This is a genomic window from Streptomyces sp. AM6-12, from assembly GCF_044327085.1.
Lineage (GTDB): Bacteria > Actinomycetota > Actinomycetes > Streptomycetales > Streptomycetaceae > Streptomyces.
Genome location: NZ_JBIQWN010000002.1, coordinates 436,350 through 452,877, shown reverse-complemented (window position 1 = coordinate 452,877; position 16,528 = coordinate 436,350). Strand labels below are relative to the sequence as shown.

Here is a 16,528-nt window from a genome sequence, read left to right as displayed (position 1 = left end):
GGCCAGGGGGCCGGGACAACTCCGGCAGACGTCTCACACCCCTCCGAACAGCGCGTTCAGCCCCCGCTCCACGACCGCCGCCATGTCCTCCTGACCGGCCGCCACCACCTCGTAGGTGCGCACCAGGAAGCGGCGCAGGGTCGAGGTGGGGAACTGGAGCAGGGCGAGTCCGAAGGGCGAGTGGAACTCCAGGACGGTCCGGGCGCGGCCGTAGGGCCAGATCTGCACGTCGCCGTGGCCGGCCGGGGTACGCAGCCCCTGGTCCAGCAGGGAGCGCGCGAAGGTCCAGCTGACGTCCTCGTCCTCCAGCGCCGCCTCGGCCGGGAAGTCCACGAAGACGGCGAGCGGATCGCCCGTGGTGTAGCGCAGGGTGGCCGTGACGGGGATCTCCCGGTCCTCGGCGGTCAGGAGCCGGGCGAGGGCGGGCAGTTCGATGGTGGTCTCCATGCCTTTATGGAGTACGGATCGGCCCCTCGCATGCCGCCAAATCCGGTCAGAGTTCGACGGGTACCGGCCGGACTCGGAAGGCGGGGCGCACAAGGCCGTCGAACACGTGGCTGAACATCCGGCCCGGGGGCCTCGACGCAGGACCGCCGGGTCCGTCAACTCCCGTAGATCGTCTACGACTTGGTTGCCTTACCGGGCACTTGGGGAGCGCCCCGGGATCGCTTCGGGAAGACTCTGGCATATGCCGGAAGCACCACCGTATCGTGTGTTGCCAAATCCCTTACGGGGCGTCCCGCGCTGTGCGACAGTCGTTGCGGTCCCCCGTTCCGCCCGGCCCTGCCGTCCCCTCGTTCGGAGTGCGAAATGCCGTCCCCCCTCTCCGCGGACCGCCCAGCCGCCCAGCCGGCCGGCCCCGACCCGGTCGAGGCATTGATCACGCAGGCGCGGCGGCTCAAGGGCGACGTGGACGCGGTACGGCGGGATGTCCGCTACGACGGCACGGACCCCGAGGAACGCTGGCAGCGCGCCCTGTACGACCTGGCGCTGCGCCAACTGGACGATTTAGACGCCCACTTGGGCCAACTGCGCATCGGCCCCGCGCCCCTGCCCCCGACCGGACCCGCGGAACCCGCCGAGACCGGGGAACCCGCCGAGACCGGGGAGCCCGCCGGGTCCGGGGCGACCGCAGAGACCGGGGAGCACGCGGAGTCCGGGGCGACCGCCGAAGGGCTCACCGTCCGCCCGGCATCGGCCGGCACCCCCCGAGGCGTACTGCTCAGCCGGGTCGGCAGCGCGGAGTGGAACCTGCTGACGGACGAGGCGGCCTGGTCCGCGGAGCTGTACCGCATCCTCGGCCGCGACCCGGCCCTGCCCGCCCTCACCCTGGACGAACTGCCCTCGCTGGTCGTGGAGGAGGACCGGCCGAAGCTGACCGCGATGGTCACGGACTGCCTGATCGACGGCCGGCCGATCGACGGCGAGTTCCGGGTGCGCCGCCCCGACGGCTCGGTGCGGACCGTGCACATGATGGGCGAGCCGGTACTCGGCGCCGACGGTGCCACCGCCTCGATGTGGGCCGTGCTGCGCGACGTCAGCACGCTGCGCCGGCGCCGCCGGACGGTGCGCGAGCGGCAGGACTCGCTCCACCGGCACCGGCAGCGGCAGCAGACCGAGCGCCGGGTCGCCAGCGAACTCCAGGAGGCCGTGCTGACGCCCTGGCGCGGCTCCCTGCGCCCCCCGTACCAGGGCCCGCGGACCCTGGACCTCGCCGCGCACCGGCTGCCCGCCGACGGCACGGCGCCGATCGGCGGGACCTGGTACGACGCCCTGGAACTGGCCGACGGCGAGACCCTGCTGAGCGTGGGCGACCTCACCGGGCACGGGGTGGCCGTCGCCTCGGGCATGGCCACCCTGCTCGGCGCGGTGCGCGGCATGGCCATGGCCGGCACCCAGCCCGGCCAACTCCTCTCCCTGCTCAACCAGATGCTCGACGCCACGGTGGAGCCCGCCCTCGGCAGCGCCGTCTGCTGCCGCTACCGGCCCGCCACCCGGACCCTGGTGTGGGGGCAGGCGGGACACCCCGCCCCGCTGCTGTACCGCGACGGGACGGGGTGCGTGCTCGACGCCCCCGAGGGCGTTCTGCTCGGCGCCACCTCGGGCGCCTGCTACGGGCAGGCCGAGGTGAACCTCGTACCGGGCGACCTGCTCCTGCTGCACACCGAGGGGCTGGTCCCCGGACACAGCGCGGCGGCGGCCACGGACCGGCTGCTGGACCTCGCCCCACGGTTCGAGGACGCACGGGACGCACGGGACTGCGTGCGGGCGCTCGTGGAGGAGTTCGGCGGGGCCGGGCGGGCGGACGACGCGTGTGTGCTCCTCGCCAGGGTGACGGCGTGAGCCGACGCCTGGAGTGGTGCGTGAACCGACGCTCGGAGTGGTGACCGGCGGCGGTCGGGCGGCCGGTCGAGTGGGCGCGGCGCGTACCGTTACGCCCGTGCGCTGTTCGCGCCCTTGCCCCGCGGCTTGGGCAGGGCGAGCCTGATCTCCTCCCGCAGCTCGTGGATCTTCGGATATCCGGCGTACTGGGCGGTGAGCCGGTACATCTGGCGCAGCCGGTCCCAGGTGCGCCGCGAGGAGTTCGCGCCCATCGACATCAGGGCGAGCCGCGCGTAGCGGTCGGCCTGTTCGGGGTCGTCGGCGATGAAGCAGGCCGAAGCCATGGAGAGATGGTCGAAGATCTTCGAGCGTTCCCGCCCGTCGACGCGCAGCGCGAGGGCCTTGTCCGCGAAGTGCTGGGCGTGCACGGCCGCGTCCGGGTCGAACTCGGCCAGCGTGCGGTAGGCCAGGGCCTGCATGCCGTACAGGTCCTCGGCCTTGAAGGTCTGCATCCAGTCGAGGGGTTCGCCGTCGCCCTTGTCGGCGACGAACAGGTCCTCCGCCTGCCCGAGGGTGCGGCGCATCGCCTGGCCCTTGCCCATCGCCGCCTGCGCCCAGGCCTCGATGGTGTGGAACATCGCCTTGGTGCGCGGCTGGAGGCCCTCGCCCGCGCCGGACTGGGCGAGCTTCATCAGGTCCAGCGCGTCGTCGGGCCGGCCCAGGTGGACCATCTGGCGGGCCGCGCGGGACAGCGCCTCCCCGGCGCGCGGCCGGTCACCGCCCTCCCGCGCGGCGTGCGCCGCGATGACGAAGTACTTCTGCGCGGTGGGCTCCAGGCCGACGTCGTGGGACATCCAGCCGGCGAGGACGGCCAGATTGGCGGCGACGCCCCACAGGCGGCGCTGGAGGTGGGGGGGATGGCGGTAGGCGAGCATGCCGCCCACCTCGTTGAGCTGGCCCACCACCGCCTTGCGCTGGAGGCCGCCGCCACGGGCCGCGTCCCAGGCCCGGAACACTTCGACGGAGGTCTCCAGCTCCGCGACCTCCTCCGAGCCGATGGGGGCGGCCTCGTAGCGGTCGAATCCGGCGGGGTCGGGGTGCAGGGGGTCGTCCAGGGCGGGGCTGTCCGCCTTCAGGACCGGGTCGGTGTGCAGCCAGTCGTGCATGGCGCTGCTGAGTGTGGATCCCGCGGCGAGCGCGGCACCCGCGCCCACCAAGCCGCGTCGGTTGAGCATGAGGTCCATTCCCGTGAATTCGGTGAGGACCGCGGCGGTTCGCTCGGGCGCCCACGGCACTCCGTCGGGATGTTCCTCGATCCCGTCGGCCTGCCGTTTCCCTGCCCGCCCGTGGCGCACCAGACCGAGGTCCTCGATGGTCACGACACGGCCGAGACGCTCGGTGAACAGGGCCGCCAGCACCCGCGGCACGGGATCGCGCGGGATCTCTCCCATGTCGATCCACCGCCGGACCCGTGAGGTGTCGGTCGCCAGCTGGGGGTGGCCCATGGCCGCCGCCTGCCGGTTGACCAGTCTCGCGAGTTCGCCCTTCGACCAGCCGGCCAGGCCGAACAGATCGGAAAGGCGGGTGTTGGGTCGTCCGCTCACGTCAAGCCCCCAGGTTCTCGGCTGAGTTGACAGTAGCCCGGTGGGAGTTGCCGAGCGACTATTCGCCAGGGTTCGCCAGGGTGCGCCAGATGGTGTGCCAGGGGCCATCGGGTGTCAGGTAGGAAAGCGCCACCCCGACCCGGTCTCACCGGGGACATTCCCCAGGGTGTACCGGGGACCGGGCCGGGTTGACGCGAGGACTTCACAGGCAGGCACCGCAGGCAACGAAGGGATCGGATCTCCCATGTACGCGGCAACGTCCTCCGTGTCCGCCCCGCTTCGGCCGCTGCGCCCCCGCCCGGCGGGCAGCGGACCGTATCTCGACCCGGCGGCACGTCCGGGCGGCTCCGTGCTGGGCGCGCCCCGTCCCCGGCGGGTTCCGGGGCAGCCCGGCGTCCCGCCGCTCAGCGGGAGGCTCGACTTGTCCGGCCCCCAGGGCGCCCCGCTGCGCACCGCGATCGCCGCGGTGCAGCGGATCTGCCCGGAGTTCGCGCCGGTGCAGGTGCTGCGGCGCAGCGCGCGCTCCGTGCTGTTCGTGGGCACCACCGGGCGCAGCACGGCCGTCGCCAAGTGTCTGCTGGACCAGGCGCCGGCGTGGGCGGAGCGGAGCCGCCACGAAATAGCCGTATACCGCTCGTTCGTCCGGCACCGCCCCCCCGTTCGGGCGCCCCGGCTGATCGCGGCGGATCCGGACAACTGCACCCTGGTGATCGAGCGGATGCCCGGCCGGGTGGCGGCACTTCAGCGGCATCCGATGGAGGCGCCGCCCCGCGCCGACATCCGCGCGGCGCTGGGCGCGGTCTGCCGGGTGAACTCCTGGCGGCCCCCGGCCGGTCTGTTCGACATGCCCCTGGACTATGTCGAACAGATGTCCCGCTACCACGAGTTGGGGCTGCTCACCGACCGGGACCTCGGCGACCTCCAGAAGCTGCTGCACGGCATCGCGCAGGAGGTGGGCCGGGGCGCCATGCTCCAGTTCTGCCATGGCGACGCCCTGCTGTCGAACATGCTGCTCTCCCCGGCGGGTCCTGTGCTGGTGGACTGGGAGCACGCGGGCTGGTACCTGCCGGGCCACGACCTGGCCACGCTCTGGCTGGTGCTCGGTCAGGCTCCGGCCGCACGGCGGCAGATCAGCCAGATCGCGCAGTCGGCGGGGTCGGCCTCCCGCGATGCCTTCCTGGTGAACCTGATGCTGCTGCTGACCCGTGAGATCCGGCGCTACGAGACGGCCGTGCAGCGCTCGATGCAGGACCCGGCCCCGGTGGCGCCCGGTCTGCCCCGGCCGGGCGCGATGCCGTCCGGCGAGGAGCAGCGGTTGCTGCTGCGGCGGCTGCACGACGACTGCCAGATGGCCCGCAAGGCGGTGCGCGCGGCGGTCGGCACGCGCTGAGGGGAACGCAGGGCATCTCTTGGAGGCCCGCGGCGCGCCAGGAATGACGGCGCGCCGCGGGCCTTCCGCGTTCCGGGGGCGACTGTGCGGGGGAATCGTTTCGGCCGTACGGCGGCAGGCGTCCGGCGCCGGTACGGGCAGCACCGTACGGCGCCGAACGGCCGCGACCAGCGACGCGGCCCATTGGTCTACGCCACTGACGCGCCGCAGGCCCGCCCGCCGCCGTCGCGAAACTCGCCGAAACCCGCCGTGACATGGGAAATCTCCTTTGCGATTGCATCATTGACGGATCGTCGGCCAGCCGATACCACTGACGCAGTTCGGCGCCGCACGCCCCGCCACGCCCGTCCGTCACAGGAGGCCGCATTGCGAGGTTCCGCCCCTGATTCCCCGTCCACGCCCGGCCACAGACATCTGAGGCGGGCCGCCGTGCCGCTCGCCGCGGCGGCCCTGCTGCTGCCGCTGTTCGGCGCGGCCCCCGCCCAGAGCGCCCCGGACTCCTCACCCGACCGGCTCCAGTCCGCGTTCGCCTCCGCGTCCGCCGCGTACCACGTGCCGCAGAGCGTGCTGATGGCCGTCTCCTACCTCCAGTCCCGCTGGGACTACCACGGGGGCGCGCCCAGCGTCTCCGGCGGCTACGGCCCGATGCACCTCACGGACGCCCGGACCGCGATCGCCGCCTCGGAGCACTTCGCCGACGGCACCGAGGACGCCCGCGGCGACAGCTCCCGCCCCGCCCTGCACCCGCAGGCGCGGGTGCCGGCCGACTCCGCGCTCCCGGCCCGGCTGAAGACCCTGCCGCAGGCGGCGAAGCTGACCGGCGTCCCGGCCGCGAAGCTACGCACCGATCCGGCGGCGAACATCGACGGCGGCGCCGCCCTGCTGGCCGCCGCGCAGCAGCGGCTCGGGGAGCCGCTGAGCGCCGACCCGGCCGACTGGTACGGCGCGGTGGCCCGCTTCTCCGGCGCCGACGACAAGGCGACCGCGGCGTCGTACGCCAATGACGTGTACGACGTGCTGCGCACGGGTGAGCGGCGCACCACGGACGCCGGGCAGCGGGTCGCCCTCGCCGCCGAGCCGCGTCTCGCCCCGGACACCGCGCAGCTGTCGCGGACCGGTCTGCGCACGGTGAAGGACGACGGCGCGGAGTGCCCGAAGTCGGTGTCCTGCGAGTGGCTCCCGGCGGCGTACGCGCAGTTCGGCGACGACGACTACGGCAACCACGACCTGGGCGACCGCCCGGCGTCGCAGGCGATCAAGTACATCGTCATCCATGACACCGAGGGCGCCTGGGACGGCGTCCTGAACCTCATCCAGGACCCCACCTACGTGTCCTGGAACTACACGATCCGCTCCACCGACGGGCTGATCGCCCAGCACGTCAAGGCGAAGGACGTCGCCTGGCACGCGGGCAACTGGGACGTCAACGCGCGCTCGATCGGCATCGAGCACGAGGGCTTCCTCGCCGATCCCGACGCCTGGTTCACCGAGGCGATGTACCGGTCCTCGGCGCGCCTGGTGAAGTACCTGTCCGCCAAGTACGGCATTCCGCTGGACCGGCAGCACATCCTGGGCCATGACAACGTGCCCGGCCCGACCGCGTCCACCATCGCGGGCATGCACACCGATCCGGGGCCGTACTGGGACTGGGCGCACTACTTCCAGCTGCTCGGCCACCCGTTCAAGAAGACCGCGGGCAGGCAGGGCGGCCTGGTGACGATCCGGCCGGACTACGCCACCAACCAGCCGGCGTACACGGGCTGCACGACGGCGGGCGAGCCGTGCGCGGCGCACGCCTCCAGCGAGGTGCGGCTGTACTCGGACCACGATGTGAACGCGCCGCTGATCCAGGACATCGGGCTCGGTAAGGCGCCGACGATCGACGTCAACGACGTGTCCTCGCGGGTCTCCACCGGGCAGCAGTACGCCGTCGCCGATCACTGGGGCGACTGGACGGCCATCTGGTACCTCGGGCAGAAGGCGTGGTTCCAGAACCCGGAGAAGCATCCGACGGCGGTCTCCGCCAAGGGGCGGGTGATCACCCCGAAGGAGGGTCTGACCAGCGTCCCGGTGTACGGCCGCGCCTACCCGGAGAAGTCCGCCTACCCGGCGGGGGTGCCCGCGCAGTCGGTGGTGCCGCTGCCGTACAGCATTCCGGCCGGGCAGAAGTACGTGGTCGGTGACGAGATGCCGGGTGAGTACTACTACTCGGTCACCTTCACCCCGGACTCGCACCAGGTGGTGCGGGGCGACGACCTGTACTACGAGATCCAGTACGGCCACCGCGTCGGGTTCGTCCGCGCGGCGGACGTGACCGTGGAGAGCTCGGCGAGCTAGCCGCCGGGGGCCTCAGCCCTGCTGGAAAAGTTCCGCCGGGAGCGGCTTCAGCAGGGCGTACAGGTCGTCGGTGATGGGCCGGTCCCAGGCGGCGATGGTGACGAGGACGCCGTCGCTGCGGTCGAACTGCACGCAGGAGATCCGGCTCTCGGACAGCTTCAGCCGGCGCACGATGAGGAGGTTGTCGCCCTGGAGCACCGGGGTGTCCTCGGTGCCGACGACGGTGACCTCCTCGTCGTTCTCCAGCGCCAGCAGCAGCTGGCCCACCTCGAAGGGGATCTCCTCCTCGGCCACCTCGCGGGCCGGGGAGCCCTGCGGCAGATTGCCGATGATCATCGCGGGGCCGCGGCCGCCGAAGAGGTCGTAGCGCAGGAAGACACCCTGGCAGGTGCCGTCGGGCGCGGGCAGCAGCCCCGCACCGAGGTTGCCCGGCCAGTCGCCCGGGTCCATGGCCAGCACGTCGAAGTCGGGCCCGGCGGGAGTGGCGCTGCGGCGGCGGAGGAACGACATGCGGCCATGGTACGTGCCCCGGCAGAACTGAGTGACCTGCGGGCGGCTGGTGGTGGGACGGGGGCCATGGTGCGAGGGGGGCGGCGCGGGGACGGAGCGGGGTGCGGGGAGTGGCCCGGCGGAGGCCGGGGGGACGGTGCGGGAGTGGCGCTTCGGGGGCGGGTGGCGCCGCGCTGGTAGTGGCCGGCGAGCCCCGGAGCGAGAAGGGGCCGGGAGCGGGCGGCGCCCGTCCGGTGAGCGGGCCTGACGAGAGATGGCGCGCCGTGCGAGGCCGAGGCTGCCGGGCGGGTGGCGGTGCGGGGGGCACTTGTCCGATCGGGCGTGGGCAGGGGTCGTACCGGCGTCTGTCATGGGGGCCGACGGCAGCCGGCGCGCACCCTGGACACCGGCACCGGCACGGGTCGGGTCGGCCTCGCGGCCGCATGGCGTCTGCACGGCAGCCGGGCCGCCCGCGCGACCCACCGGCGCAGGCGGCCCGAGCGGCGGCACGGCGTCCTCGGCGGTGAACCCCACGCCGCCTACCGCGACCCACTGTCCAGGCTCGCGAACACCACCCGGGCCAGCGAATTCCGGCGGCACGGCGGGCCCCCGCACGCGCTGTCGCCGCGCCTCACGTCATCGGCTCACCCGCACGGCCTCGCTCACGCCTCCCCCGGCGTCGGTGGCAGCACCGCGACCGGACTGGCCGCGTGGAGGAGGACGGCCTGGGTGACGGAGCCCATCATGCGGGCCGGGGCCAGGAGGCGGCGGCGGTGGCGGCCGACGACGACCAGTTCGGCGTCGCGGGAGGCGGCCACGAGGATGCCCGCCGCGTCGCCCGGCAGGGCCTCGGAGTCGGCGCGCACGCTCGGGTGGCGTTCGCGGTGCGGGGCGAGGAACCCCTCGGCGAGGGCCCGCGTCTCGTTGGCGATGGCCTCCTCGTCTGGCATCGGCGGCACCAACTGGCCCGGCGCCGACCAGGTCTGAAGGGGCCAGGGGTAGGCGGCGACCGCCTGGACGCGGGCGCCGCGCAGGGCCGCCTCGGTGAAGGCGAAGGAGAGCGTGGCCTCGTCGGGGCTGTCGACGTTCAGGCCGACCACCACACGGGGCCCCGGTTCGGCCGTTCCCTCGCCGTGCACCTCGCGGCCGGGCGGGGGTACGACGACCACCGGGCACTCGGCGTCCCGCGCGGCGGCGAGGCTGCTGGAGCCGAGCAGCAGGCTGGCGAAGCCCCCGCGACCCCGCGAGCCGAGCACCAACAGCTGGGCGTCGGCACCGAGTTCGGGCAGCACCGCGCCGGGCGCGCCCTCCAGCGTGACGTACTCCACGCCCTCGGGCGCGTGGTCCGCGAGCCGGGCGCGCACCTCGTCGAGGACGGGGTCGCCCTCCTCCTCGGGCGGCCCGGCCACCAGGACGTCGGTCTGCCCCCAGGCCGCGTACTGGCGGACATGGACCACCCGCAGCGGTGCCGCGCGGCGACGGGCGGCGTCCGCGGCCCACTCCATCGCGCGCAAGCTGTCCTCGGAACCGTCCACCGCGGCGATGACCGGCGCAGCGCTCATGCTTCCTCACCTCCGGAACCCGACCTTCTCCCTTGCTGGGGCCAGCCTCCATCAGGCACCGGCCCCGGCAGGGCGCTGTGGATCGCGTGTCCGGAATTCGGCGCGCAACACCCCCGGTTCAGGCGCGCGGCACCCTGGTTCGGATCAGGCCGCCCCGAAGAGCCGGGCCGCCCTCAGGTGAGGTCGAACTCCCCTTCCCGCGCGTCGGAGACGAAGGCACCCCATTCCGCGGGGGTGAAGATCAGGGAGGGGCTCTCCGGGCGCTCGCCGTTGCGCATCGCGATGAAGCCCTCGACGAAGGCGATCTGGACATCGCCCTTGCCTCGGCTGCTGGACCGCCACTCGGCCTTGCTGAGGTCCAGGTCCGGCTTGTCCCAGCCCTTGAGCGGCTTGTGCTGGGTGGTGCTGTCGGCCACGTCCGTGCTCCTCCCGGTGTCGTCGTCCGCGGCTCAGCCTAGCGACCGGTCCCGGTGCCCAACAGCCCACGTGGGGAGGACGTTCGGCGCCGCCCACCGGCGCGCGGCCCCCGGTGTCCGTCCACCGCTTCACCGGTCGAGGAAGCCCGTGACCCGCCGCCTGAACTCCGCCGGATCGTCCAGCCATGGATAGTGCGCGGCACCCGGCTGGACGGTGACCTCGGCGTTCGGGAAGCACTCCGCCGCCCGGCGGGCCCGCTCCGGGCGCGGTCCGCCGTCGAGGGCGCCCGCGTACACGAGGACCGGGCCGTCAGCGCGGTGAGGGCGGCGCGGGTCGCGTCCGGGGTGAAGGCGCCCTCGGCGAAGTACCGGTCGGCGGCCTCGTCGTTGGCCTGCGCCGGCTCCGCGTGGGCCCGCGCGGTGTCGTCCCAGCGGCCGTGGAAGAAGGGGAGGAAGACGTCGTCCCAGAGCAGGGCCAGGGCCGCGCCGGCGGAGTGGGTGAGCAGGTCGAAGCGGTCGAGGGCCAGGTGCTCACGCCAGGTCTCCACGTCCTCCACCATGCGGTCGCAGCGATACTCGCCGGGTCGGCCGGTGCCGCCGAGTCGCCGGTGCCCCGCAGGTCCAGCAGGGCCACCGTCGGCCGTCGTGAAGGTCGGCATGTGCATGATCTTCGCGGCCCGGAGCGGTCGACCGCAACGCCTTTCCGCAGGCCCCCGGCACATTCCCGCAGGCGGTGCGAGAAATCTTCGCCGCCCTCTTGTCTGAATCCCCCCTGGCCTGAATTACTGGCCCCGGACAGTTCGACCGAATGATCGGTCGTCCGGAATGTCTTGGTGAGTCGTGGTGAGGAGACGTGCCGATGGCGCAGGCGCGGGATCTGCTGGACGCGGGCGAACGGCTCGGACCCGAGGAGTTGCGGGCGCTTCAGCTGGAGCGGCTGCGCGCCTCGCTGCGGCACGCCTATGAGCACGTGCCGTTCTACCGCGAGTCCTTCGACCAGGCGGGGGTACGACCGGAGGACTGCCGTTCGCTGGAGGATCTCGCCCGTTTCCCCTTCACCACCAAGGCGGACCTGCGGGAGAACTACCCGTTCGGGATGTTCGCGGTGCCCAGGGAGCGGATCCGCCGGCTGCACGCCTCCAGCGGCACCACCGGCCGCCCCACCGTGGTCGGCTACACCGAGAACGATCTGTCCATGTGGGCCGACATGGTCGCGCGCTCCATCCGGGCGGCGGGCGGACGCCCCGGCGACGTGGTGCACGTGGCGTACGGCTACGGGCTGTTCACCGGCGGTCTCGGCGCTCACTACGGCGCGGAGCGGCTCGGCTGTACGGTCGTCCCGGCGTCCGGCGGCATGACGGCGCGGCAGGTGCGGCTGATCCAGGACCTGGAACCGGCCGTGATCATGGTGACGCCCTCCTACATGCTGACGCTGCTCGACGAGTTCGAGCGGCAGGGCGTGGACCCGCGTACCACCTCGCTGCGGGTGGGGATCTTCGGGGCCGAGCCGTGGACGGAACAGATGCGGCGGGAGATCGAGGAGCGGTTCGCGATCGACGCCGTGGACATCTACGGGCTGTCGGAGGTGGTCGGCCCCGGTGTGGCGCAGGAGTGCGTGGAGACCAAGGACGGGCTGACCGTGTGGGAGGACCACTTCTACCCGGAGGTGATCGATCCCGTCACCGGCGAACTGCTGCCGGAGGGCGAGCGGGGCGAGCTGGTGTTCACCTCGCTGAGCAAGGAGGCCATGCCGATCGTCCGGTACCGCACCCGCGACCTGACCCGGCTGCTGCCCGGCACGGCGCGCGTGTTCCGGCGGATGGAGAAGATCTCCGGGCGCAGCGACGACCTGGTGATCCTGCGCGGGGTGAACCTGTTCCCCACGCAGATCGAGGAGATCGTGCTGCGCACACCGGGGGTGGCCCCGCACTTCCAGCTGCGGCTGACCCGGGAGGGCCGGATGGACTCGCTCACCGTGCGGGCCGAGGCGCGCCAGGGTGCGACACCGCAGGCGCGGGAGGCGGCGGCCCGGTCCATCGTGGCGGCGGTGAAGGACGGCATCGGGGTGTCGGTGGACGTGGAGATCGTGGAGCCGGAGTCGCTGGAGCGCTCGGTCGGCAAGATCCGCCGCATCGTGGATCTGCGACCGCGCGACACCGGTCAGGCGTGATGGCCTCCCCCCTCGGCGAAGTGGTCCCGCAGTTCGCGCTTGAGGATCTTCCCGCTGGCGTTGCGGGGCAGCGCGTCCACGAACAGCACCCGCTTGGGCACCTTGAAGGACGGCAGCTTCTCCCTCAGGTGGGCGACCAGTTGCTCCTCGGTGACCTCGCCGCGCGGCACCACCACCGCCGTGACGGCCTCGATCCAGCGCTCGTCGGGCAGACCGATCACGGCGGCCTCCGCCACCGCCTCATGGGTGTAGAGGGCGTCCTCGACCTGCCGTGAAGCGACCAGTACCCCACCGGAGTTGATGACATCCTTCACCCGGTCCACGATGGTGAAGCAGCCGTCCGCGTCCCGCACGGCGAGGTCGCCGGAGTGGAACCAGCCGCCGCGGAAGGCGTCCGCGGTCTCCTCGGGCTTGTCCCAGTAGCCCTCGCACAGCTGCGGTGAGCGGTAGACGATCTCGCCGGTCGTGCCGTCGGGCACCTCGCGGCCGGCCGCGTCCACGACCCTGGCCTCCACGAACAGCACGGGCTGTCCGCAGGAGTCGAGGCGGCCCTCGTGCTCGGCCGGGCCGAGGACCGTGGCGAGGGGGCCGATCTCGCTCTGCCCGAAGCAGTTGTACAGGGCGAGGTGGGGCAGCCGACCGCGCAGCCGCTCCAGGACGGGCACCGGCATGACGGAGGCGCCGTAGTACGCCTTGCGGAGGCCGTCGAGGTCGCGGGTGGCGAAGTCGGGCCGGCTCGCCAGGGCGATCCACACGGTGGGCGGCGCGAACACGCTGTCCACACGGCCCGCCTCGATCAGGTCGAACAGCAGGTCCCCGTCCGGCGCGTCCAGGATGACGCTGGTGGCGCCGACCGCGAGGTAGGGCAGCAGGAAGACGTGCAGCTGGGCGGAGTGGTAGAGCGGCAGCGCGTGCGCGGGGCGGTCACCCGCGCGCAGGTCCAGGGCGGTGATCGCGCTCACGTACTCGTGCACCAGGGCCCGGTGGGTCATCATCGCGCCCTTGGGCAGCGCCGTCGTGCCGGAGGTGTAGAGCAGTTGCACCAGGTCCTCGGAGCGCGGCTCTGGGCCGTCGTACGGCGCGGTGTCCGCGAGCCGCGCCAGCAGCGAGTCCCCGGTGTCCCGCAGCGGCAGCGACCGTACGCCCGCGGGGAGCCGGTCCGCGAGACCGGGGTCGGCGAGCACCAGGCTGCTGCCGGACTGTCCGAGGAGGTAGGCCAGGTCGTCGCCGGTGAGGTGGTTGTTGACCGGGACGTGGACGAGACCCGCGCGGGCGCAGCCGAGAAAGGCGATCAGATAGGCGTCCGAGTTGTGGCCGTAGGCGGCGACCCGGTCGCCGGGGGCGAGGCCCTCGGCGAGCAGCAGCGCGGCCGCGCGGGAGACGGCGTCGTCCAATTCCCCGTACGTCCAGCGGCGTTCGCCGTACTCCACCGCGACCCGCGCCGGGGTGCGGCGGGCGCTGCGCCGCAGCAACGCGTCGACCGTGCTGCCCTGTCCGCCGGCCGTTCCGCCCTGTGCCTCGCTCATGACCGCAGATCCTGGGCCCGCGCGACGCGCGGGTCAAGGACTGCGGGAGACCGGGTTCCGGCCGGACGCGCGCCTGCCGCCGCGCGCCGAATCCGGTGTGCTTTTCCTGACGTCATGTCAACTTGCCGCGCTCTCCAGCACGGCCATCGCCGCGTTGTGGCCGGGTACGCCGCTCACCCCGCCCCCGCGCACCGCTCCCGCCCCGCACAGCAGGACGCGCGGGTGCCGGGTCTCCACGCCCCAACGACCGGTGTCCTGCTGAGAGTAGGGCCAGGACAGGGCGCGGTGGAAGATGTTGCCGCCGGGCAGCCGCAGGTCGCGTTCGAGGTCGAGCGGGGTCTTGGCCTCGATGCAAGGGCGGCCGTCGGCGTCGGTGGCCAGGCAGTCGGCGAGGGGTTCGGCGAGGTGGGCGTCGAGCTGGGCGAGGGTGGCGGCCAGCAGGTGCGCGCGGGTGGCGTCGTTGTCCCGGTCGAAGAGGCGGGCCGGGGTGTGCAGGCCGAAGAGGGTGAGGGTCTGGTAGCCGCGTGCGGCGAGTTCGGGGCCGAGGATGGTGGGGTCGGTCAGGGAGTGGCAGTAGATCTCGGAGGGCGGCGCGGTGGGCAGCCGGCCGGCCGCGGCCTCGGCGTGGGCGGTGGCCAACTGGCCGTAGCCCTCGGCGGTATGGAAGGTGCCGGCGAAGGCCTCGCGGGGGTCGGCGTCCGGGTCGCGCAGCTTCGGCAGCCGGGTGAGCAGCATGTTGACCTTGAGCTGGGCGCCCTCGGCGGGTTCCGGGGGCGTGTCCCCGGTGAGGGCGGCCAGTTCCTGCGGCGAGGCGTTGACCAGGACGTGCCGGGCGGCGGCGACGCCCTCGCCGTCGGCGGTGCGGTAGGTGACCTCGGCGCCGTCCTCGTCGGCGGCGATACGGACCGCCTCGTGTCCGGTCACGATCTCCGCGCCCGCCGTACGGGCCGCTGCCGCGAGGGCGTCGGTGAGCGCGCCCATGCCGCCCACGGGCACGTCCCAGGCGCCGGTGCCGCCGCCGATGACGTGGTAGAGGAAGCAGCGGTTCTGGGCCAGCGTGGGGTCGTGGGCGTCGGCGAAGGTGCCGATCAGGGCGTCGGTGAGGACCACACCGCGCACCAGGTCGTCCTCGAAGTGCGCCTCGACGGCGGCCCCGATCGGCTCCTCGAACAGGGCCCGCCAGGCGCTCTCGTCGTCGATGCGGCGGCGCAGCTCGTCCCGGCCGGGCAGGGGCTCGGTGAGGGTCGGGAAGACGCGTTCGGCGACGCGGCCGGTCATGCCGTAGAAGCGCCGCCAGGCGGCGTACTCGCGCTCGCCGCCGGTCAGCCGGGCGAAGGCGTCCCGTGTGCGGGCCTCGCCGCCGCCGACGAGGAGTCCGGTGGGCCGGCCCGCGCGTTCCACGGGGGTGTACGAGGAGATGGTGCGCGAGCGCAGCCGGAAGTCGAGGCCGAGGTCGGCCACGATCTTCCGCGGCAACAGGCTGACCAGGTAGGAGTAGCGCGACAGCCGCGCCGCCACCCCGGCGAACGGCCGGCTGGACACGGCGGCCCCGCCGGTGTGGCCGAGCCGCTCCAGCACCAGCACGGAGCGTCCGGCACGGGCCAGATAGGCGGCGGCGACCAGACCGTTGTGGCCTGCCCCGACGATGACGGCGTCGTACGCGCGGGTTCCCTGGTTCACGGACATGGTCCTTCGTAACACGGGGTGATCCGGCGGGGCCAGAGGGGGCTCAGGGCACCTTGTGCGGGGCCGGGCACGCGGCCGGGCCCAGCCGGGACATCGCGCGCAGGATGTGCTTCGGGGGTCGCTGCCAGCGCAGGTGGGACGGGATGCGGCGCAGCAGGGTGCCGGTGCCGCGCAGGCGGCGGGTGACGGTGGCGGGGTCGGGGGCCGGTCTGCCGTACAGGTCGTGGGCGTACGGGGGCAGCGCGGCGTAGGCGAGGCCGGCCACCCGGCGCCAGAGCAGGTCGCGCGCCGGGATCAACAGGGGGCGCACCGGCGGGTGTCGGAGGAAGTCGTCCACCTCCCGCGCCTCGGGGCCCGCCGCGAGGTGGGGGCGCATCCGGGCGAAGTACGCGGCCAGTTCGGCGCGGTCGGCCGGGACATCCCGCGGGTCGAGGCCCACCAGGCGGGCGCTGACCCGGCGTTCGGCGATGTAGCGGTCGGCCTGGGCGTCGGTGAGCGGGTAGCCGGAGCGGCGCAGCACCTGGAGGTAGGAGTCGACCTCCGCGCAGTGCACCCAGCGCAGCAGCCCCGGTTCGCCGACGCCGTACCGCTCGCCGGTCGCGGGGTCGGTGACGGTGAGCCTGCGGTGGATGCCGCGGACGTGCGCACCGGCGCGTTCGGCGGCCTCGGTGGTGCCGTACGTCGTGACGCCGACGAAGTCCGCGGTGCGCGACAGGCGGCCCCACGCGTCCCGGCGGAAGTCGGAGTTCTGGAGGACCCCGCGCACCGCACGCGGGAGCAGGGCCTGGAGGTAGAGGGCGCGGACACCGGCGACCCACATCATGGGGTCGCCGTGCAACTGCCAGGTCACGGAGCGCGGGGTGTAGAGACCGGGGTCGCCCATGCCTCCAGTATGACGGCAGGCGCTCGCAAGAATCCGCGCCAAGTGCCCCTTGACCGCTCCGCCCATTGCCGCAACTTGCGGAAATTTGCAGCAAGTTGTTGCGAGGGGTGGGGGTGACTGCTTGACTCACCCATCCCAGCGAC

The 16,528-nt window shown here is 73.4% G+C and carries 12 protein-coding genes and 1 pseudogene; 4 read left to right on the top strand and 9 right to left on the bottom strand.

Going from position 1 to position 16,528, the window contains the following annotated elements:
- Positions 1–33: 33 nt before the first annotated feature.
- A complete protein-coding gene (locus ACE4Q9_RS30365) occupies positions 34–447 on the bottom strand; it encodes an SsgA family sporulation/cell division regulator (RefSeq protein ID WP_397987716.1) in 414 nt (137 codons plus the stop codon).
- 363 nt (positions 448–810) lie between these two features.
- On the opposite strand from ACE4Q9_RS30365, the gene ACE4Q9_RS30360 reads away from it, so the two are divergent.
- Positions 811–2,343, top strand: a complete 1,533-nt coding sequence (locus ACE4Q9_RS30360) for a PP2C family protein-serine/threonine phosphatase (RefSeq protein WP_397987715.1) — start codon at positions 811–813, stop codon at positions 2,341–2,343.
- An 89-nt stretch (positions 2,344–2,432) separates the two neighbouring features.
- On the opposite strand, the gene ACE4Q9_RS30355 is transcribed toward ACE4Q9_RS30360, so the two are convergent.
- Positions 2,433–3,926 (bottom strand): hypothetical protein, encoded by a 1,494-nt coding sequence (locus ACE4Q9_RS30355; protein WP_397987714.1) that lies wholly within the window; start codon positions 3,924–3,926, stop codon positions 2,433–2,435.
- Positions 3,927–4,170: 244 nt separating this feature from the next.
- Between ACE4Q9_RS30355 and ACE4Q9_RS30350 the strand changes: the two genes are divergently transcribed.
- Positions 4,171–5,316 carry an aminoglycoside phosphotransferase family protein gene (locus tag ACE4Q9_RS30350; RefSeq protein WP_397987713.1) on the top strand — a complete coding sequence of 382 codons (1,146 nt, stop codon included), beginning with the start codon at positions 4,171–4,173 and terminating at the stop codon, positions 5,314–5,316.
- Positions 5,317–5,682: 366 nt separating this feature from the next.
- A complete protein-coding gene (locus ACE4Q9_RS30345; RefSeq protein WP_397987712.1) occupies positions 5,683–7,653 on the top strand; it encodes an N-acetylmuramoyl-L-alanine amidase in 1,971 nt (656 codons plus the stop codon).
- A gap of 12 nt (positions 7,654–7,665) precedes the next feature.
- On the opposite strand, the gene ACE4Q9_RS30340 is transcribed toward ACE4Q9_RS30345, so the two are convergent.
- From ACE4Q9_RS30340 to ACE4Q9_RS30325, 4 genes and pseudogenes are all read right to left on the bottom strand, one after another.
- The gene (locus tag ACE4Q9_RS30340; protein WP_111583711.1) at positions 7,666–8,163 is read right to left on the bottom strand and encodes a hypothetical protein; all 498 of its coding nucleotides are present in this window, start codon (positions 8,161–8,163) and stop codon (positions 7,666–7,668) included.
- A 641-nt stretch (positions 8,164–8,804) separates the two neighbouring features.
- Positions 8,805–9,704 (bottom strand): universal stress protein, encoded by a 900-nt coding sequence (locus tag ACE4Q9_RS30335; protein ID WP_397987711.1) that lies wholly within the window; start codon positions 9,702–9,704, stop codon positions 8,805–8,807.
- Positions 9,705–9,877: 173 nt separating this feature from the next.
- Positions 9,878–10,120, bottom strand: coding sequence for a DUF397 domain-containing protein (locus tag ACE4Q9_RS30330; RefSeq protein WP_397987710.1), 243 nt, complete (start codon positions 10,118–10,120; stop codon positions 9,878–9,880).
- Between the two features lie 129 nt (positions 10,121–10,249).
- A pseudogene (locus tag ACE4Q9_RS30325) lies at positions 10,250–10,754 on the bottom strand (alpha/beta fold hydrolase); the annotation flags it as partial.
- 225 nt (positions 10,755–10,979) lie between these two features.
- Between ACE4Q9_RS30325 and paaK the strand changes: the two are divergent.
- Positions 10,980–12,290, top strand: coding sequence for a phenylacetate--CoA ligase PaaK (gene paaK, locus ACE4Q9_RS30320; protein ID WP_397987709.1), 1,311 nt, complete (start codon positions 10,980–10,982; stop codon positions 12,288–12,290).
- Here the strand turns inward: paaK and ACE4Q9_RS30315 are convergent.
- The 3 genes from ACE4Q9_RS30315 to ACE4Q9_RS30305 form a co-directional block, all read right to left on the bottom strand.
- The gene (locus ACE4Q9_RS30315; RefSeq protein WP_397987708.1) at positions 12,281–13,816 is read right to left on the bottom strand and encodes a fatty acyl-CoA synthetase; all 1,536 of its coding nucleotides are present in this window, start codon (positions 13,814–13,816) and stop codon (positions 12,281–12,283) included. The two genes, paaK and ACE4Q9_RS30315, sit on opposite strands and share 10 nt — an antisense overlap.
- Positions 13,817–13,933: 117 nt before the next feature.
- Entirely contained in the window at positions 13,934–15,502 is a 1,569-nt protein-coding gene (locus ACE4Q9_RS30310; RefSeq protein ID WP_397987707.1) for a phytoene desaturase family protein, read from the bottom strand.
- A 43-nt stretch (positions 15,503–15,545) separates the two neighbouring features.
- Positions 15,546–16,385 carry an oxygenase MpaB family protein gene (locus tag ACE4Q9_RS30305; protein ID WP_397987706.1) on the bottom strand — a complete coding sequence of 280 codons (840 nt, stop codon included), beginning with the start codon at positions 16,383–16,385 and terminating at the stop codon, positions 15,546–15,548.
- Between the last annotated feature and the right edge of the window lie 143 nt (positions 16,386–16,528).